The sequence below is a fragment of the Pseudomonas sp. SJZ078 genome, assembly GCF_007828255.1.
Taxonomy (GTDB): Bacteria; Pseudomonadota; Gammaproteobacteria; order Pseudomonadales; family Pseudomonadaceae; genus Aquipseudomonas.
The window spans coordinates 1-17879 of sequence record NZ_VIUG01000057.1; the positions used below are offsets into that span (position 1 = coordinate 1).

12 protein-coding genes and 1 tRNA gene are annotated in these 17879 nt (G+C 61.3%); all 13 read right to left on the reverse strand.

Annotation, left to right across the window (positions count from 1 at the left end):
* Positions 1-122: 122 nt before the first annotated feature.
* The gene (locus FBY02_RS27210) at positions 123-1946 is read right to left on the reverse strand and encodes a S9 family peptidase (RefSeq protein ID WP_144931530.1); all 1824 of its coding nucleotides are present in this window, start codon (positions 1944-1946) and stop codon (positions 123-125) included.
* Entirely contained in the window at positions 1912-3063 is a 1152-nt protein-coding gene (gene pqqE, locus FBY02_RS27215; RefSeq protein ID WP_144931532.1) for a pyrroloquinoline quinone biosynthesis protein PqqE, read from the reverse strand. The genes FBY02_RS27210 and pqqE overlap by 35 nt, the downstream gene beginning before the upstream one ends.
* Positions 3035-3310, reverse strand: a complete 276-nt coding sequence (gene pqqD, locus FBY02_RS27220) for a pyrroloquinoline quinone biosynthesis peptide chaperone PqqD (RefSeq protein WP_144931534.1) — start codon at positions 3308-3310, stop codon at positions 3035-3037. The genes pqqE and pqqD overlap by 29 nt, the downstream gene beginning before the upstream one ends.
* Positions 3307-4059, reverse strand: coding sequence for a pyrroloquinoline-quinone synthase PqqC (gene pqqC / locus FBY02_RS27225; protein WP_139640633.1), 753 nt, complete (start codon positions 4057-4059; stop codon positions 3307-3309). Before pqqC ends, pqqD begins: the two co-directional genes overlap by 4 nt.
* A gap of 202 nt (positions 4060-4261) precedes the next feature.
* Positions 4262-5173: a pyrroloquinoline quinone biosynthesis protein PqqB gene (gene pqqB, locus FBY02_RS27230; RefSeq protein WP_144931535.1), complete on the reverse strand. Its 912-nt coding sequence runs from the start codon at positions 5171-5173 to the stop codon at positions 4262-4264.
* An 80-nt stretch (positions 5174-5253) separates the two neighbouring features.
* Positions 5254-5328, reverse strand: a complete 75-nt coding sequence (gene pqqA, locus FBY02_RS27235; RefSeq protein WP_053156473.1) for a pyrroloquinoline quinone precursor peptide PqqA — start codon at positions 5326-5328, stop codon at positions 5254-5256.
* 157 nt (positions 5329-5485) lie between these two features.
* Positions 5486-7918 carry a pyrroloquinoline quinone biosynthesis protein PqqF gene (pqqF, locus tag FBY02_RS27240; protein ID WP_144931537.1) on the reverse strand — a complete coding sequence of 811 codons (2433 nt, stop codon included), beginning with the start codon at positions 7916-7918 and terminating at the stop codon, positions 5486-5488.
* Positions 7919-7973: 55 nt separating this feature from the next.
* Positions 7974-8768 (reverse strand): carbon-nitrogen hydrolase family protein, encoded by a 795-nt coding sequence (locus tag FBY02_RS27245; RefSeq protein ID WP_144931539.1) that lies wholly within the window; start codon positions 8766-8768, stop codon positions 7974-7976.
* Between the two features lie 26 nt (positions 8769-8794).
* The gene (locus tag FBY02_RS27250; protein ID WP_144931541.1) at positions 8795-10477 is read right to left on the reverse strand and encodes an NAD(P)/FAD-dependent oxidoreductase; all 1683 of its coding nucleotides are present in this window, start codon (positions 10475-10477) and stop codon (positions 8795-8797) included.
* A 279-nt stretch (positions 10478-10756) separates the two neighbouring features.
* Positions 10757-11218: an Lrp/AsnC family transcriptional regulator gene (locus tag FBY02_RS27260; RefSeq protein WP_144931543.1), complete on the reverse strand. Its 462-nt coding sequence runs from the start codon at positions 11216-11218 to the stop codon at positions 10757-10759.
* A 35-nt stretch (positions 11219-11253) separates the two neighbouring features.
* Positions 11254-13722 (reverse strand): hypothetical protein, encoded by a 2469-nt coding sequence (locus FBY02_RS27265; RefSeq protein ID WP_371921442.1) that lies wholly within the window; start codon positions 13720-13722, stop codon positions 11254-11256.
* Positions 13723-13841: 119 nt separating this feature from the next.
* A tRNA-Ile gene (locus tag FBY02_RS27270) sits at positions 13842-13918 on the reverse strand.
* Between the two features lie 15 nt (positions 13919-13933).
* Positions 13934-17677, reverse strand: coding sequence for a bifunctional diguanylate cyclase/phosphodiesterase (locus FBY02_RS27275; protein WP_144931545.1), 3744 nt, complete (start codon positions 17675-17677; stop codon positions 13934-13936).
* Positions 17678-17879: the final 202 nt, after the last annotated feature.

Genomic DNA, 17879 nt, shown 5'->3' on the forward strand with positions numbered 1-17879 from the left:
TCGCGGGTGTAGGTCTTTCGCTCTTGCATGGATCCTCCTGATGGGGCGAATCATATCGCCCTTAAGAGGTGTCCGGGATCATTAAGCCAGTTCAAGCTCGCTCCCACAGGTTCTTAATTTCCTTACAGCTCCATCACCTTCCGATAGAACAACCACTCATGCTCCAGCGCATGGGCCTGGTTCGCCGCCTTGCGAAAGCCGTGGCGCTCATCCGGGTAGTAATGCGCTTCGACCGTCACGCCATTGTCCTCCAGCGCCCTGACCATGTCGCGGGTTTGCTGTGGCACGACCACGGCGTCCAGTTCGCCCTGAAAGAAAATCACCGGTGCGCGGATCTGGTCGGCATGCAGCAATGGAGTACGGGCGCGGTAACGCTCGACGTCCCGTTGCGGGTCGCCGATCAACCAATCCAGGTAATCGCTTTCAAACTTGTGCGTGGCGCGGCCCAGGGCGACCGGGTCGCTGACACCATAAAGGCTGGCGCCGGCACGAAATACATCGTGAAACGCCAGGGCGCAGAGTGTCGTGTAGCCACCGGCACTGCCGCCGCGAATGAATGCACAGCGGCCATCGATCAGGCCTTGTTTATCCAGATAGCCAACCACCGCGCAGGCATCCTCGACGTCTACCACGCCCCAGTTCAAATGCAGCGCTTGCCGATAGGTCCGGCCATAGCCGCTGCTGCCACGGTAATTCAGGTCCGCGACGGCAAAGCCGCGCTGAGTCCAGTACTGGATGCGCGGATCGAACAGGGGATAACAGGCCGAGGTGGGGCCGCCATGAATGAATACAACCAGTGGCGGCTTGGTTTCCGCTCCCATGGCTGGGTAAAAGAATCCATGGGCCATGCCCGAGGTCGACGGATAGTGCAGGGTCTGCGGGCGGCTGATCTGTTCGACGGGCAGAGGCGCGACGCCGCCGGCCAGGACCTGTGTGTCGTGGCTGTTGCGTTCAATCGCGATGACTGCGGATGGGCTGACCGGTGATGCGACGATGGCGTAAATGAACCGCTCGTCCAGCGCCAGGCTGCGAAAGCGGGTGTAGACGCCGGTGAAATCTTCCTGCCCAGCGTCCCCGCGACACAGGCCAAGCCGCCCGAAACCCGCTTCGGTCCAGCTTGCCAGGTACGTCGTGCCATCCAACGGCAGCCAGGTACAACCACCGAGTTGCCAAGGTGCGGGAGCGTGATCGGCTTCAGCGCAGGGCAACGGTTGCAAGCCGTCGTTCGACTCAACCCACGGCTGCCAGTAGCCGCCGCGATCGCTCAGGCAGTACAAGCGGCTGGCATGATCGAAACGCGGCTGTTGGATGGATTCCTCTTCAGCGTTGCCCGCCACGCAGCGTGGTTCACCCCAACCGGAAGCGGTACGCTCGGCCAGCATCAGTCGCGTGGCCGTCCACGGCTGATGCGGACGGCTCCACTCGATCCAGGCCAGCCGCTGGCCGTCGGGGCTCATAGTCGGCGCGGCATAGAAGTCAGCGCCTTCGGCCAATAAATGCCGCTGCCGATCTGCCAGGCCGATCGAGACCAGGCGATGCCGCTTGGCCTGTTCCTCCACTGCCAATACCTGGCCGGCAGCAAAACCGAGATCGCCGTATCGACAGTCGCCCGACGTCAGCGCCACGGGCGTCTCGCCGCTCAACAGTTGGTGGTACAGCTGCTGGTCCGTGTCGTTGACGAACAGCACGCCGTTATCACCCAGGCAGAACGATCCGCCGCCATATTCATAGACCCGGCTGCGCGCGCTGAAGCCGTCCGGGGTCAGGCAGCGGACCTTGGCGTCTTGCCATTGCCAGATCCGGCAGGCCCCGTCTTCCGGGCGATATTCGTTCCAGAACAGGCCCAGTGGGCCGAGCTGCAACTCGGCGAAGTCGATCCCCGCCGCAACGGCCTGGGCGGCGCTGAAGGGGTCAGCTTTTGGCGATGAGGTGCGAGTTTCGTTCATTGCGGAAGGCCAGTTGCTCGATGGTCTGGGTGGCGTGCTCGGCTTCTTCCCGGGCCTTGAGGATTACCCCGTGATGTTCGGATTTGCTGCATACCGGGTCGGCGTTGCTGGCGTCGCCCGTGAGCATGAACGCCTGGCAGCGACAACCGCCGAAGTCCTGTTCCTTTTCATCGCAGGAGCGGCACGGCTCGGGCATCCAGTCATAACCGCGGAAGCGGTTGAAACCGAAGGAGTCGTACCAGATGTGCTGCATGCTGTGGTCGCGCACGTTGGGGAATTGCACCGGCAGCTGTCGGGCGCCGTGACAAGGCAATGCGGTACCGTCCGGCGTTACCGTCAGGAAAAGGCTGCCCCAGCCGTTCATGCAGGCCTTGGGACGTTCTTCATAGTAATCCGGGGTGACGAAGATCAGCTTGCACGGATGCCCCTGGGCTTCGAGCCTGGCGCGATACTCGTTGGTGATGCGTTCGGCACGTACCAGTTGCTCCCGGGTAGGCAGCAGCCCCACTCGGTTGAGCTGCGCCCAGCCGTAGAACTGGCAGGTGGCGAGTTCGACGAAATCGGCCTCAAGGGCTATGCACAGCTCGATGATGTGGTCGATCTTGTCGATGTTGTGCCGATGGGTGACGAAGTTGAGCACCATCGGGTAGCCGTGGGCCTTCACCGCCCGGGCCATTTCCAGTTTCTGTGTGAAGGCTTTCTTCGAGCCGGCCAGCAGGTTGTTCACCTGCTCGTCGCTGGCCTGGAAACTGATCTGGATATGATCCAGGCCGGCCTTCTTGAAGTCGCTGATTTTCTGTTCGGTCAAACCGATGCCGGAGGTGATCAGGTTGGTGTAGAAACCCAGCTTGCGCGCCTCGCCGATCAGTTCGGCGAGGTCTTGGCGCACCAGCGGTTCGCCACCGGAAAAGCCCAGCTGCGCGGCGCCCATTTCCCTGGCTTCGCGAAAGACCTTGAACCACTGCTCGGTGCTCAGTTCCTTGCCCTGCTCGGCAAAGTCCAGCGGGTTGGAGCAGTAGGGGCATTGCAGCGGGCAACGATAGGTCAGCTCCGCCAGCAACCACAGCGGCAAGCCGATCGCTGGCTGGTCAGGCAAGTTCGATCCAGTGCTCTGCACGGGCGACCTCCATGAATTGCTCGATGTCATCACCGAGTTCGGGCACGTCGGGAAACTGCTTGGCCAGCTCGTCGATGATGGCTGCGACGTCACGCACACCGTCGATCAGGCCGCCGATCAGCGCAGCGCTGTCGTTGAGCTTGATCATGCCTTCAGGATAGAGCAACACATGACCTTTCTGCGCCGGTTCGTACTGGAAGCGATAGCCGGGGCGCCAGCGAGGGGTTTTGCTGCGGTCGAAACTCATAAAGGGATTCCTTTGTGCCAAACCCGTTGTCCGGTCACGCTGTGGTAGGGCGGGCGGTTCAATTCGTAGGCCATGCTCATCGCGTCGAGCATGCTCCAGAGGATGTCCAGTTTGAACTGGAGAATCTCCAGCATGCGCTCCTGGCCCGCGCGGGTGGTGTAATGCTGCAAGGTAATCGCCAGGCCATGTTCCACGTCACGGCGGGCCTGCCCCAGGCGGGTGCGAAAGTATTCATAGCCGGCCGGGTCGATCCACGGGTAATGCTGGGGCCAGCTGTCCAGGCGCGACTGGTGGATTTGTGGAGCGAACAGTTCGGTCAGCGAGCTGCTGGCGGCCTCTTGCCAACTGGCCCGGCGAGCGAAGTTGACATAGGCGTCCACCGCGAAGCGTACCCCCGGCAACACCAGCTCCTGGGAGCGCAGTTGATCGGGATCCAGGCCCACCGCCTGGCCTAGCCGTAGCCAGGCTTCGATGCCGCCGTCTTCGCCGGGCGCGCCATCATGGTCGAGCAGGCGCTGGATCCACTCGCGACGGATTTCCCGGTCCGGGCAGTTGGCCAGGATCGCGGCGTCCTTGAGGGGTATATTCACTTGATAGTAGAAACGGTTCGCGACCCAGCCCTGGATCTGCTCGCGAGTGGCACGGCCTTCATACATCGCCACGTGATACGGGTGGTGGATGTGGTAATACGCGCCCTTGGCACGCAGGGCCGCTTCGAACTCGGCGGGGGACAGGGGGGTATCAGTCATTGCGGTTCTCCGGGCAATTCCCGTGGGTTCTGTGGGGCCAGGGCCGGCCCCATCGCGAGCAGGCTCGCTCCCACATGGGTTTTGTAGTGCATGAAATATCCGATGTCACTCAAGCCTCTGTGGGAGCGAGCCTGCTCGCGATTAGGCCGGCCCAGCCAACATCAACATTGCCTGACCCACCCCCACATTCATCCCACCCTCCCTATAACTCAATACTCATTCCGTCGTAGGCCACTTCAATCTTTCGGCGTACAAGTTCGGCCCGTTCCGGTGAGTCTTCATCAAGAATCGGATTGGTATTGTTGATATGGATAAGCACCTTGCGTGGCCCGGGCAGTTGCTCCAGCACTTCCAGCATACCGCCGGGACCGTTCTGCGCCAGATGGCCCATTTCCCGGCCTATCCGGGTGCCAACGCCACGGCGCTGCATTTCATCGTCGTCCCACATCGTGCCGTCCACCAGCAGGCAATCGCTGCCGGCCATGATCTCCAGTAACGGACCATCGACCTGGCCCAGGCCTGGGGCATAGAACAGTTTGCCGCCCGTGCGCAGGTCTTCGACGATCAGCCCGATGTTGTCGCCCGGGTGCGGGTCGAAGCGATGGGGTGAATAGGGCGGTGCGGCGCTGCGCAGGGGCAGCGGCGTGAAGCGCAGGTTCGGGCAGGCCTGAACGGTAAAGCTCTGGTCGAGTTCGATGCGATTCCAGCTCAGCCCGCCGTTCCAGTGGGTCAGCATATTGAACAGCGGAAAGCCCGTGCTCAGGTCTTCATGGACCATGTCAGTGCACCAGACTTGATGCGGGCAGCCTTCGCGCAGGCTGAGCAGGCCGGTGGTGTGGTCGATCTGGCTGTCCATCAGGATGATGGCGCCGATGCCGGTGTCCCGCAGGGCTCGGCCCGGCTGCATCGGAGCGAAGCTCTGGAGCTGGGCGCGGATGTCCGGAGAGGCGTTGCACAGTACCCAGCTCACACCGTCATCGGAAATCGCGATGGATGACTGAGTGCGCGCCTGGGCCCGCAGGCTGCCGTTGCGAAAGCCGGCGCAATTGGCGCAATTGCAGTTCCATTGAGGGAAACCGCCGCCGGCGGCGGAACCTAGAATCTGGACGAACATGGCCGCTCCATCTGCAAACCGAAATAAAAAACGCCCCGGGTGACCGAGGCGTTTGCTGCGCGTTCAACCGACTGCAGCAATCAACGGTTGGCGAAGTACATGGTGACTTCGAAACCGATACGCAGGTCGATATATGCGGGTTTGGACCAGGACATGGAAATACTCCTTTGGTTGGGGTGGGACGGTTCGGATCTATACATATAGTCCACCTCCGCTCGGAGATGTTCAGATGCTTAGGCAGCTATGTTACTAAATTAAACAATTTAGTACGCCTCGATTCTCCGAGAAAGCTCGTTGCAGACGCTGTAACGATCATTTCGGCAGGTACCGATGTGTGTCCGGGCAAGCGCCGTTGCTCAGGCAATATCGGCCACCTTCGGCGTCGATCAGGCGGCGGGCGGCATCGAGCAATTGCGCGCGATTCAACCCCGCGATTGCATCGCTAAGTTGCTCAAGGTAATCCGACGGCCGGCCGGCCAGCTTGCCCTGCCAAAGCAGCTCGGCCGCTTGGGCGCAGGGCAGAGCATCGCTGTGGAACTGGGACGCGAGTGTCCGTTGTTGGCCTAGCAAGGTCGAATCGTCGATCTGTCGGATCAACTCTGGTAATCCCATCAGGAACACGTCGATGTGGCTGATCAACCCAGCCGCTGAGGCACTGGGGGATTGGGCACCGAACAGCAGGCCGGCCTGCCCGTTGATCTGTCTCAATCCGCTGAACACCGCGTAGCCCAACTGCAACTCGACCCGCAGGCGTTGGTAGAACGGCGTTTGACACAACTGTGCCAGTAACCGCCAAGCGGCCTCGTCGGACAACGCCAGGGTGGGCGTCGGACAAAACAGCAACACGGCCTGTTCGTCGCCCTGGCTTGGCAACGTGTACCAGATGCGCTGCGCCAGGAGTGGCACCGGTTCGACGGGCTGGCCGGCGATGCCAGGCACCCTGGCCAGGGCAGGGCCGATGATGCCCTGGGTCGTTTCAGAAAGGCCGATGGCCAGGCCGTCCCACTCGGCGCTTGCCCACAGGTTTTGGTCGCTGTCGGGCTTCGACAGCGTTTCCGGTGGAGACGACGGCCGGCAATGGTCCGCCAGCGCCTTCAACAAATGTCGAATCGGTATCAGCGGCGCTTCGTTTACAGCATTGGGCAGCGGCTCTCCCAACTTTTTCAGAACCTGTTCGAGCACCAACGGCATCGGTGCCTGCAAACCGACCAGCTTCAGCAGGCATTGGCCTTCGGTGGCTTCCACAGTGACCTCCACCCCGGCCTGCCGGGCCTCTTCTCGCAAATCCTGCAGGTGCCGTTCCAGCCTGGCTTGAAGGTCATGCGGTGGCTGAGCTGACAGACGCCAGCGCAGGTATACCACGCCTTCGCGGCTGTTATCCGTCAGCCCTTGCCGGAACTGCATGGGGGAGCGGTCGCGTCGCCCCCGGGAGCGATCCTGGGCGAAGGTTCGCAAACCGCGATGGGCGCTCGTCTGGCCGCGTATCAGTCCGGCGCGGGGTGGCTCGGCAGCCGTTTGCAGGAACGGGTTGGGTGCGGGCAACTGCCATGCTTCGGTGAAGTGAGATGCCGGTTGCAACTGCCTGAGGATTTCCCTGAGCCGCACGAGATCGTTCTCCGACAGGGAGGCTCCCCGTCCTTCATTGTCCGAGCGAGCCAGTTGCAGCGCCGATCCTGTGATCTGCCGGCAGTGGAACATGGCGACCGACTCCTTGCGCAAGGACGTCCAGTCGTCCTGGGCGGCAAAAAATCCCAACCAGTCGTGCAGCAACGGCTCTATTTCGTCCTGCCGTTGAGGCTCATCGAGCTTGAGTTCAATGTGCAGCAGCGCCTGTCCGGCAAATTCATACAGTGGCGTGGCGTTGAGGCTGTCAACCAGCCCACGTTGGCGCAAGGTGGCCAACAAGCCGCCGTGTTTGCCGGTGTTCAGCCAGGTGCAGAGAAAATCCAGGGCCTGGGGCGAAGCGTCGGGCAGGTCTTCGAACGCGAATAGCAGATCGAGGCGACCGTCGCTGACCTGTTGATAACCTGCATCGGACGACTCCATCAGTCTCGGTGGTGACTGCCGGGCAGCTATGTCGCCGGCAGGCAAGCCGTTGCCGAATGATTCTGCCAGTGCGCCCAGCTCATCAACGCCTTGCGGGCCAGCCAGGCTCAGGGTCATTTGACCGCTGTGGTAGAACCGTCGGTAAAAATCCCGCAGTGCCGTCTGGAATTCGGGCTGCTCCACCGCCAGGCTGTCACGGTTACCCGCGTGAAAACCCCTTAGCGGATGGGCTGTCGAGAGGCCATCAATCAGGGCAACCTGGCGCTGGGCCGCCGCGTCCTGGGACCAGGCGATGAACTCTGCCTGCAACACTTCCCGCTCCCGCAACTGATCGTCTTCGTCGAGGCGCGGATGGGCAAGCATGTCCTGCAGACGCTCCAGTCCGCCGGCGAAGGCAACGGGCGGCAACTCGATGAAAAAGTCTGTGGTGCGTTCGCTGGTCCGCGCGTTGACTTGGCCGCCATGCCGTTGCACGTAGGCCATCAAATGTTCTCCCGTGGGAAAACGCTCAGTTCCAAGGAAGAAAAGGTGTTCGAGGAAATGTGCCATGCCCGGCCAGGCCAGCGGCGCATCATGGCTGCCAGCGGCCACCCGCAGCACGGCTGCGCTGCGTTTGAGGCCGGATGCATGACGCAATGTCACCCTCAGGCCGTTGGCCAGGGTTTCGGTAGAGGGGAGGAGGGAGTCGGGGGCCGGCATGAGCGCTTCCAAGGCAGAGATGCGCTCATGCTAGCGGATTGGAGGATGTTCTCAATCAGTGCTTGCGCAAGTCGCCGTAAAGCGCAGGGCGGCGGTCATGCAGGTAGTTGTAGGCTGCCCGGGAGTCGTCCATCAACTGACGGTCCAGTTCACCCACGATCAAGGCTTCATCCAGTCCCGCAAGGGCGGGGCGGCTGCCGTCCGGCGCGGCAATGCTGCTCTGGCCGCAATACTGCAATTCACCTTCATGGCCGCAGTAATTGGCGTAGGCCACGAAGCACTGGTTCTCGATAGCCCGGGCGCGCACCGTAACGTCGGCAATGAACTCATAGGGCTGCATGTTGGCGGTTGGCACCAGGATCAGTTCGGCGCCGGCCAGGGCCAGGCGTCGGGCGTTCTCCGGGAACTCCAGGTCGTAGCAGATCAGGAAGCCGAGCTTCCAGCCGTTGAGGCTCACGATCGGCAATGAGTCGTCGCCCGCACTGAACATCGCATGATCGAGGTCACCGAACAGATGGCTCTTGCGATAGTTGGCCAGGCGCTCGCCCTGGGCGTCGATCAACTGGACCGAGTTGTAGATCTGCCCATCCTCGCTGCGCTCAGGGTAGCCATAGAGAATCGCCAGGCCGGCGGCCTTGGCAATGCGGCCGATCTGCTGCGCCCATTCACCGTTGTAGACCTCGGCCAATACATTCACCGCGTCGACGCCGATGTTGTAGCCAGTCATGAACATCTCTGGCAGCACCAGCACATCGGCGCCCCTGGCCTCCAGCGCTACCTGATGCAGGCGTTGCAGATTGGCGACCGGATCCAGTGGCAGCGGTGGGCATTGATAGAGGGCTACGCGCATCGACAACTCCTTTTATTCGGGCCGTTTCATTCAGGCAATGCGATCGGACCGATCTCGTTGAATACATCACCTGGACCCGGGTTCTCGGCGTGAGTTTCACCGCCGAAGTGCTTCATGATTCCCCACACGGCATTGAGTGAGGTCTGCACCGCGCCTTCAACCCAGGCCGGTGTCCATGAGACGTCATCGCCAGCGATAAAGATCCCTCTTTGTTCTGCCGGCATGTCGTCTTGCATGAAGTGTGCATACATGCGCTGGTTGTAGCGATAGTGACCCGGCAAGGCTCCCTTGAAGGCGCCGAGGAAGTGCGGGTCGGCTTCCCAGGAAACGGTGATCGGATCGCCGATGATCCGGGCGGCAATGTCCACCTTGGGGTAGATCTTCTTCAGGGCATCGAGGGCCAGTTTCACGCGTTTTTCCACGGGATGGGGCAGCATTTTCAGGGCATCGCTCATCCAGGAGTACGACAGGCAGATGACGCCTGGCTTGTCATCGCCGTTGTCGAACAGGTAGGTGCCGCGTGTGAGGCGGTCGGTGAGGGTCATGCTCATCAGGTCGCGGCCGGTTTCCGGGTCTTTGTCTTTCCAGAACGGGCGGTCGACCATGACAAAGGTCTTCGATGATTGCATGTAGCGAGTGCGGTCCAGGGCCATCCACATCTTTTGCGAGAACAGCGCCTCTTCACATTCGATCTGGGTGGTCAGCAGCCAGCTCTGGCAGGTGACCAGCACCGCGGCGTATTCCCGGGTGTCGCCCCAGACATCCGTCACGCTGAACCGGCCATCCTCGGCGCGAGCGATGCGTTTCACACCACTGCGGGGCGCGCCCAGGTGCAGCGAACTCAGGCTGGTGCCTTTCGGCCAGTGTGCACAGCGTTCCGGCACGTGTTTCCAGATGCCGTGGGGCACCTGTTCGACGCCGCCCACCACCAGGTGCTGGTGATCGTCGCAGTTGGTCATCACCACGCGGAAGATTTCCAGCATCGAGTTGGGGAAGTCCGAATCCCAGCCACCGGTGCCGAAGCCGACCTGGCCGAATACTTCACGATGCTGGAACGAAAGTTTGGCGAATGCCTTGGAGGTGGCGACGAAATCATAGAAGGTGCGGTCGTCCCACAGCGGCACCAACGTGTTCCACAGCTCCTTGAGGCGCGACACGTCACGGTCGCGAATCGCCTGCTGGATCTCGCTGAAGCGTGAGCCGTCCTCCAGCGCATCGGCCCAGGCGTCGGCCACTTCCTGGAACAACGCGGGAAGGTCCGCCAATTTCTGCGCGTAGAAAGTCTGCCCCTCCAGGTCGATGACGGTGCTGCCAGAAGCCGGGGTCAACGGGTTGGGAAACGGCTTGGTTTCCAGTCCGAGCTTGTCGACGTAGTGGTAGAACGCCGTGGACGACACCGGGAAGCGCATGCCCCCCAATTCGGCAACAATGCCTTCGGCACCATTGAACGCCTGGGAGCGCAACCGCCCGCCCATTTTCGACGCCTCGTAGACTACCGGCTTGAGGCCCAGCTTCATCAACTCGTACGCTGCCACCAGGCCAGAGATCCCAGCCCCGACGACCGCCACCTCCGCTCCGAGGTTGTCAGCCGGAATACTGCCCAGGCCGGCCGGATGCTCGATCCAGTCGTCGAAGGCGAAAGGAAAGTCCGGCCCGAAAATGGTGATGGGCTTCTTACCGTCTGCTGGATGGCGATTGTGCTTGTTCATGGCTGACCTTGTGGGGCGACCCGACGCTGGCTCGCGTCTGAGTATAGGAAAGATGCCGGCCATTCTAGAGAGCGTGGAACACGTTAATAAGACGCAATGTGTCGTCGTTTTGGTTTGCCTGGAGTCATTATGAAGTGCACGCAAGACAAAGTGACGAAGTGCAGTCCCCGTGGGAGCGAGCCTGCTCGCGATAGCGTCAGTCCAGTCAACATCTATCTGGACTGACACTGCGCAATCGCGAGCAGGCTCGCTCCCACATTGACTCGGCTGACACAGGCCCTAGACCGGCTGCCCTCGATCGATCTTGCTGCTGAGAATGATCGAGGTGGTTGTCTTCTCCACGCCATCCACGCTGCCGATCTGGTCCAGCAACTGGTCCAGCTGTTCCGGTGAGTCGGTGCGCAGCCAGGCCACGTAATCGAATTCGCCACTGACCGCGCATAACTGCTGGACCTGGGCCATGGCGCTCAGGCGCCGCAACACGTCCTTGCCGGAGCGCGGTTGGACCTTGATGCCGACGTAAGCCTGCAGGCCGCCATCGACCACCCGTTGTCCAAGGCGCACGCCATAGCCGGTAATCACCTTGGTTTTTTCCAGCCGGGCCAGCCGCGAGGTCACGGTCGTCCGGGCGATGCCCAGTTGCCGGGCGAGCATGGCGACGCTTTCCCGGGCATTGATTTGCAGGGCGGCGATCAGTTGACGGTCGATTTCGTCGAGGACGGGAGGGCGGGTGTCAGACAAGGTGGGCTCCGGCGTGGGCATCGGTGGTGGGCATGTTACAGGCTCTTGTGCCCGAAATAGTTGCTGGCAGGTAATGCCAAGGCTTGCCAGTAGGACGCCAGATGTACGTGCGAGGCCTGGAGCCAGAAACCATCCTGGCAGACCAATTGTTCACCGGGTAGTTGCAGCAACAGCGCCAGTGGCAGTGACCGCAAGGAACCTGGGTCCTCATCGTCCTCCGCTTCCCAATCCCGTTCAAAGCAGCGTAGGTGCACATGTTGCTCGTCGAAACCTTCAAACAGCGGACGGTTGCCCAACCATTGTGGATGCACCCGCAGCGTGTGCGCTTGAACGTCGAGTAGCAGCAACAGCCAGCCGCGATAGCTTCCACAGAGCTCCGTCACATCGGTGGCCATGCGGGTCAGCGCGAGATAGCGGCCGTCCGGCGACCAGATCATCGAGGGCGCAAGGTCACTCAATGCACAGCCGGATGCGGTCAACAGATGACCGCCGAGCCGCGGTGCATTCGCACGGACCCAACTGTCGGCATATTCCGTCTCGCTGCCGAACAGCCAGGCGGCATCCCGATGGGTGGAGGAGGGCTGGATGAAATCGCCCTCGGCAATGGCAGCCTGCGGGCGATCCACCAGGCGCCAAGGGGCAACGCGGTAGAGCTGTGACTCGGTCACCCGCAACTCCACGGTGGTGTAGAACAGCCGGGATTGCTCGTCGGGATGAAAGAACGAAGGATCGCCACCGACCTTCGGCGCAGGCACATTGAAGCGTTGCAGCGCATTGCCGTTCAGGTCCTGATCCAGGCGGCCGACGATCGCCGCCAGACTCAGTAGGCCGGCACGGAAATCGAGTAGGCGGGCCACCCACATGCTGGGCCCTTCCAGCACGCATCGCGCCTTCACGTCGACAACCGCCGCGTGGGTCGCGACTGTCATCGAATCTGCAAAAGGTAACAGCGCCAGATAACGACCGCAGTCGGAAACCCGATGATCCAGTAGCCAGCGCCCCGGCAACTGCCAGTCACCGATCTGACAGCGATAAGCCCCCAATCCTTCGTTGTTGTCGCAAAGCCAGATCAAGTGAGCGCAGATACCGCCCAGCATTGGCTGCGTCGCTATGAACGACTCACCTCGCCGGCCCTGACCGTCCCGCGGCATCGCAATGCTCATTCGGGTCAGTTGAAACTCGGCGACCTGCACCCGACCCTGGGCGTCATGGCCCGCCTGGATTTCGGTATCGCTGTGGATGCTGTCGAGGCGATAGCCATAGCGGCCGAGGGATGGACGCGGGTAGTCGAGGTACGACTCGATATGCACATGGTGCTCGTCGAGGCTCGACACGTCATGCCAATAGAAAGAGGGTTCGGCCTCACGCTTCACCCACGGCGAAGGCAGTGCCCGCCAGCCCTGGTCAACCTGCCACAACCAGTAGCGGTCGCCGCTCGGATGCCCGGTTTGTTCCTGGGCCTGACACACCAGCGCGCGTTGATCGGTGCTCCATACCAATGCTGTGTCGGCGGCCATCAGCAGAGCCGACGGTTGTCCATTGACGCTGATGGCATAGCGCGGTGAACGCAATGGTTCCAAAGGCTGGGGCAGATCGCGAAAAGCCGCAGGCAAGACGATGTAACCTACCAGGCATTGTTGCCCGTCAGCGGAGCGCCGTTCGAAGGTGCACGCGATATTGTCCGGGTAACTGCCAGGTTCCAGCCAAAGGTCAGCAACGGGTAGCAGATCGGTAGCGCTGGCGGCTTGCAACAGCTCATCGATCCGAGTCTGGCGAACACTGTTATCCACCAACGGGCTATAACGACCGCTCAGGCGATCAAGGTCCAACGTGTCCAGTTCCCAGAACTCACTGTTGTCGCAGCGGTAGACCCGGCGCTGTTGACGATCCAGGACGACCAGCCCCCAGGCCTGCCGGGACGGCACCGGTGCGGCGAAATAACGCCCATCGCTGGAAAACACCGCTGAGGAACCAAGGCCTTGCAGGAGCACGCCATCAGGAAACAGATAGTCGCAATAGGTCGGGCCGCCCATGGCGATTTCGCCGTGGTTGAACGTCCGGATCGGTTCACCCTCAGGAGTCAGTTGCGGCTCGGATCCGCCCCAGGCACTTGGCCCTTTGATAGGGTCCGACACCAGGCCGAGACGGCGCTCCCATTTGCTGACGCAGGCGAGCCCGCCGATGATGGCGGCGATTGCCGCCAAAATACCCCACCACTCGGGCAGCGCCCTGCCCAGGCTGAAACCCAGGCCAAAGACGGCGCCGATCATCAACCGGGCACAGCCCCGTCCCACTGATAAGAAACCCAGTCTCGCCGCGATGCCCATCAACAGGCCGAAGAGCAGCACCGTTAGCAGTGCCAGCGGGGGTGGCATGACCGTGACGAAAAAGGCCGGAACCAGGAGGATGGCGAGTTGCCAGAATAGCTCTAGGAACAGTCGGGGGAGGGTGGCGATGATGAGCGTCTCGGTGAGGGATTTGAGTGAAAGGATTCGGCGCGGGATGGCTTTCACCGTTGTCAGCCCACGGAGTATTGCTTCTGGTGAACCAGGGGAGCAAGGGAGGGGGGCTTAAAATCCAGGCGCCAGACACGCGAAAGCCGCGCATTGCGCGGCTTTCAAGTTGGTGGGCCCACACGGACTCGAACCGTGGACCAAAGGATTATGAGTCCTCTGCTCTAACCGACTGAGCTATAGGCCCTCAGTAGGCCGCGGATTATAGCGACGGTTTCTCGGCTGTGCTATCCGAAAAATCCGATACGGTCATACGCAGAAACGTCGCGGCGAATTCGTCGGCGCACAGGGGCAGGCTGACGATGTAGCCCTGGATCTGTTCGCAGCCTTCTTCGGCCAGGAATTGCTGTTGGGCCAGGGTTTCGACGCCCTCGGCGATGATGGTGAATTGCATGCTGCGGCCCAGGGCAATGATTGCCCGCACGATGGCCACATCATGGGGGTCGTCGGGGAGGCCGCGGACGAAGGACTGGTCGATCTTGAGGATGTCCAGCGGCAGGCGCTTGAGGTAGCTCAGGGAGGAGTAGCCCGTGCCGAAGTCGTCGATGGCCAGTTGCACGCCGAGCTTCTTGAGTTGATGCAGCACCGTCAGGGCTTCTTCGGCCTGGCTCATGATGAAGTTTTCGGTAATTTCCAGTTGCAATAGACCAGGCCTGAGATGGTTCTCTCGCAGGAGTTGTTCGATACGTACCAGCAAGTTTGGTTGGCGAAGTTGCGCCCCGGCCAGGTTGACCGACAGCGGACCGAAGCTTTCGTAGGCGTTGTTCCATTCGTGTAACTGCCGGCAGGCGTGTTCGAGGACCCAATCGCCGATCTGCAGGATCATGCCATTTTCTTCCGCCAGTGGAATGAAGTGTTCCGGTGGCACGTCGCCAAACGTCGGGTGGGTCCAGCGAATCAGGGCCTCGGCGCCTACCAGCCGGTTATCGGTGAGGCTGATTTTCGGTTGGAAAGACAGTGACAGCTCGTTACGTTCAATCGCTCTGCGCAGTTCGTATTCCATGGCCACGCGCTCGCTGGCCTGGGCGGTGAGGTCGCGGGTGTAGCTTTCCACCCGGTTGCGGCCCTTGGCCTTGGAGCGGTACATCGCCGCATCGGCGTTCTTGACCAGCGTGGCGACGTCGCAGCCATCCTGAGGGTAGAGGCTGGTGCCGATGCTGGCGCTGATGAAGAACTCGTGTTCGCCGGCCTGGAAGGGGGCGGCGAAACAGTTCAGCAGCTTCAGGGCGATGTGTTCGGCGTCGCTGGGCTGCTGCAGGCCAGGCAGCAGGATGATGAACTCGTCACCGCCCAGCCGCGCCACGGTGTCGATATCACGCAGCTGCTCCCGCAGACGCACGGCGATGCCCTTGAGCAGCAGGTCGCCGACCGGGTGTCCCAGGCTGTCGTTGATGTGCTTGAAGCGGTCCAGGTCCAGGAAAAGTACCGCACCTTGCCCACCGTTTTCCTGCTGGTTGTTGAGGGCCGTCAGCAAGCGGCTTTCGAACAGCGTGCGATTGGGCAGGCCGGTGAGTGGATCGTGGTGAGCCTGGTAGTCGAGCTTGGCCTGGGCGTGTTTGAGACTGGAGATATCGGCGAAGACGGCGACGAAATGGGTGATTTGCTGATCACGGTTGCGCACCGCGCTGATGGTCAGCCAACTGGGGTACAGCTCGCCGTTCTTGCGGCGATTGGAGATTTCCCCCTGCCAATGCCCCTCTGCCGTCAACTGGTGCCACATCGCGGCGTAGAATGCGCTGTCGTGCAAGCCGGAAGCCAGCAGGCGTGGCGTATGGCCCAAGGCTTCGGTTTCGCTATAGCCGGTGATTTCGCTAAAGGCGCGGTTCACGGCGCTGATGTGCTGTTGCGTATCGGTGATCAGCACGCCTTCGGCCGTGCTTTCGAACACGGTGGCGGCCTGTTGCAGTTTTTCCTGCATCAGATGGCGTTCGGTGATGTCCCGGGCGATGGTCAGCATGCAGTCTTCATTGCCGATGGGCAGCGGGCGACTGGAGACTTCGCAGAGCCGTATCTGCCCATCGTTGCGCCGGATGTGGCAGCTGAAGTCCCTGACATAACCGTCACGTTGCAGCAGGTCGAGCATCTGTTTGCGTTCGTTGAGATTGACCCAGATCCCCAGGTCCAGGGTGGAGCGGTCCACCGACAGGGCGCTGTTGAAACCGGTGATACGGCTGAAGCCTTCGTTGACTTCGATCAGCAGGCCGTCGCTTTGTCGGGACAGCAGCAAACCGTCGGGCGAAGCGTGGAAAGCCTTGGCGAACTTCTCTTCGGAGGTTTGCAATTGTTGTTGGGTTTCCTTGAGTTGACTAATGTCCCGCACCACCACGACCAGCGCGGGGGTCGTGTCGAGGTCGAAGGGTTCGGCGGAGATCAGCCCGGTGAATACCTGGCCGTTGCTGCGGCGAAAGGGCATTTCCAGGTTGCGGATACTCCCGGCCTGCAAGCGCTGCAGCAGGCTCGGGCCAACGCCCTGGATACCCCAGATGTTCAGCTCGGTCGCGGTCTGGCCCACCACCGCGTCGGCGCTCAGGCCGATCTGTTCTTCGAAGGCTTTGTTGACTTCCAGCAGGCATCCATCCAGCAGGCGCGCGATCACCAGGATGTCCGGGCACTGGCGGAATACCGAGGCGAATTTCTGTTCCGAGAGACGCAGCGCTTCCTCGGTGCGCTTGGCTTCACTGATGTCGATCATCAGCCCGCGCATCACCGGTTCGTGACCGTGTTCAATCAGGCTGACAATGTCGCGGACCCACAAGCAGCGGCCATCGGCGGTGATGACCCGGTAATCGATAGAATGGTCGCGTCCGGCGAGCACTTCATGATCGCAATAGGTCTGGGCGCGGATCAGGTCGGCCGGATGAATGATGTTGCGCCAGAAGCCCGGTATCAACCAATGGGCAAGGGGATAGCCGAGCAAATCTTCGGCATGGGGCGACACATAGGTGTAGGTGAAGTCGCTGACCTTGGCTTCCCAGGCAATCGCCGAGAGGCTTTCCACCAGTCCGCGATAGTGGTATTCGCTGCTGCGCAGTTCCTGTTCCAGGTCGACTCGACGGGCGATCTCCGAGCTTAGGCGGCGGTTGACACGAATCACTGCCACCAGAATACCCATCAAAAGCAGCATTCCAGGCAGCCCATAAATCAGCAGGTCGGACCAGAACTCTCGGTAGTCGCGTACATTGCCGACCCATTTCTCCTGGATTTCAGCGATCTCGGCCGGGTTCATGTCGGCGATGACTTTGTCCAGGATGCCGACCAGGATTTTGTTGTCGCGGGGAACGGCCATAGCCAATTGATAGCGATAGGGCGTCTCGCCGCTGACATAAAGGCCTTCGAGCTTGAGCTGGCGCAGGCTCCAGACGCTGGAGGCAAGGTCGCCTACCACAGCATCCACTTTATCGGTGACCAGGGCTTGCAGGGCTGAACTGACGTTGGGCAGCGCCACCAGGTTCAGGTCGGGATGATGATTGCGCAGTAGCTCATGGGGGGCATAGTTTTCCACCACGGCAATCTTCAACCCGTACAGGTCTTTGAGATTGTGAGGCTGGGCTGCGCCTTGATGAGCCAGGATGACGATGGGAAAGTCCAGGTAAGGGCGGGTAAATGCCAGGAAATTCTGCCGTTCGGGGGTGGACATAATGCCCGGCAGCAGATCGATCTTGCCTTGTGCGACGGACTCCAGCACAGCGGTCCAGCTGGCAGGCTCGACAGGTGTGAATGTGACGGCCAGCCGTTCACGGATGATTTCGACGTAATCGGCGGCCAGGCCTTGATAACGGCCTTGATCGTCGCGAAATTCGAACGGTGGCCATGAGGCATCGACGCCCAGGCGCAGGTCAGGGTGGTCCTTGAGCCAGCGGCGCTCTTCGTCAGTGAGCATCAACGCGCCAGCCGTTGCGGTCCAGGTCATCAATGACAGCAAGAGCAGGGCCGTCAGTCTGGGCATCACGGTCTCGTCATGGCATAGGGAGGATGTTTCGAGTGTAGACGGGCAATGGGGCGGGGGGTGTAGCGAAGGGGATTTTATCTGCACATGACAAAACCCCCGGCAGGGCCGTAATGCTGTTCACTTAAGCGGAGCGGCCTTACGATCTACCGGATACCGAGTTTTGGAAATCTTCACTGTCCTCGGCCGCCCTGGCCTTGGA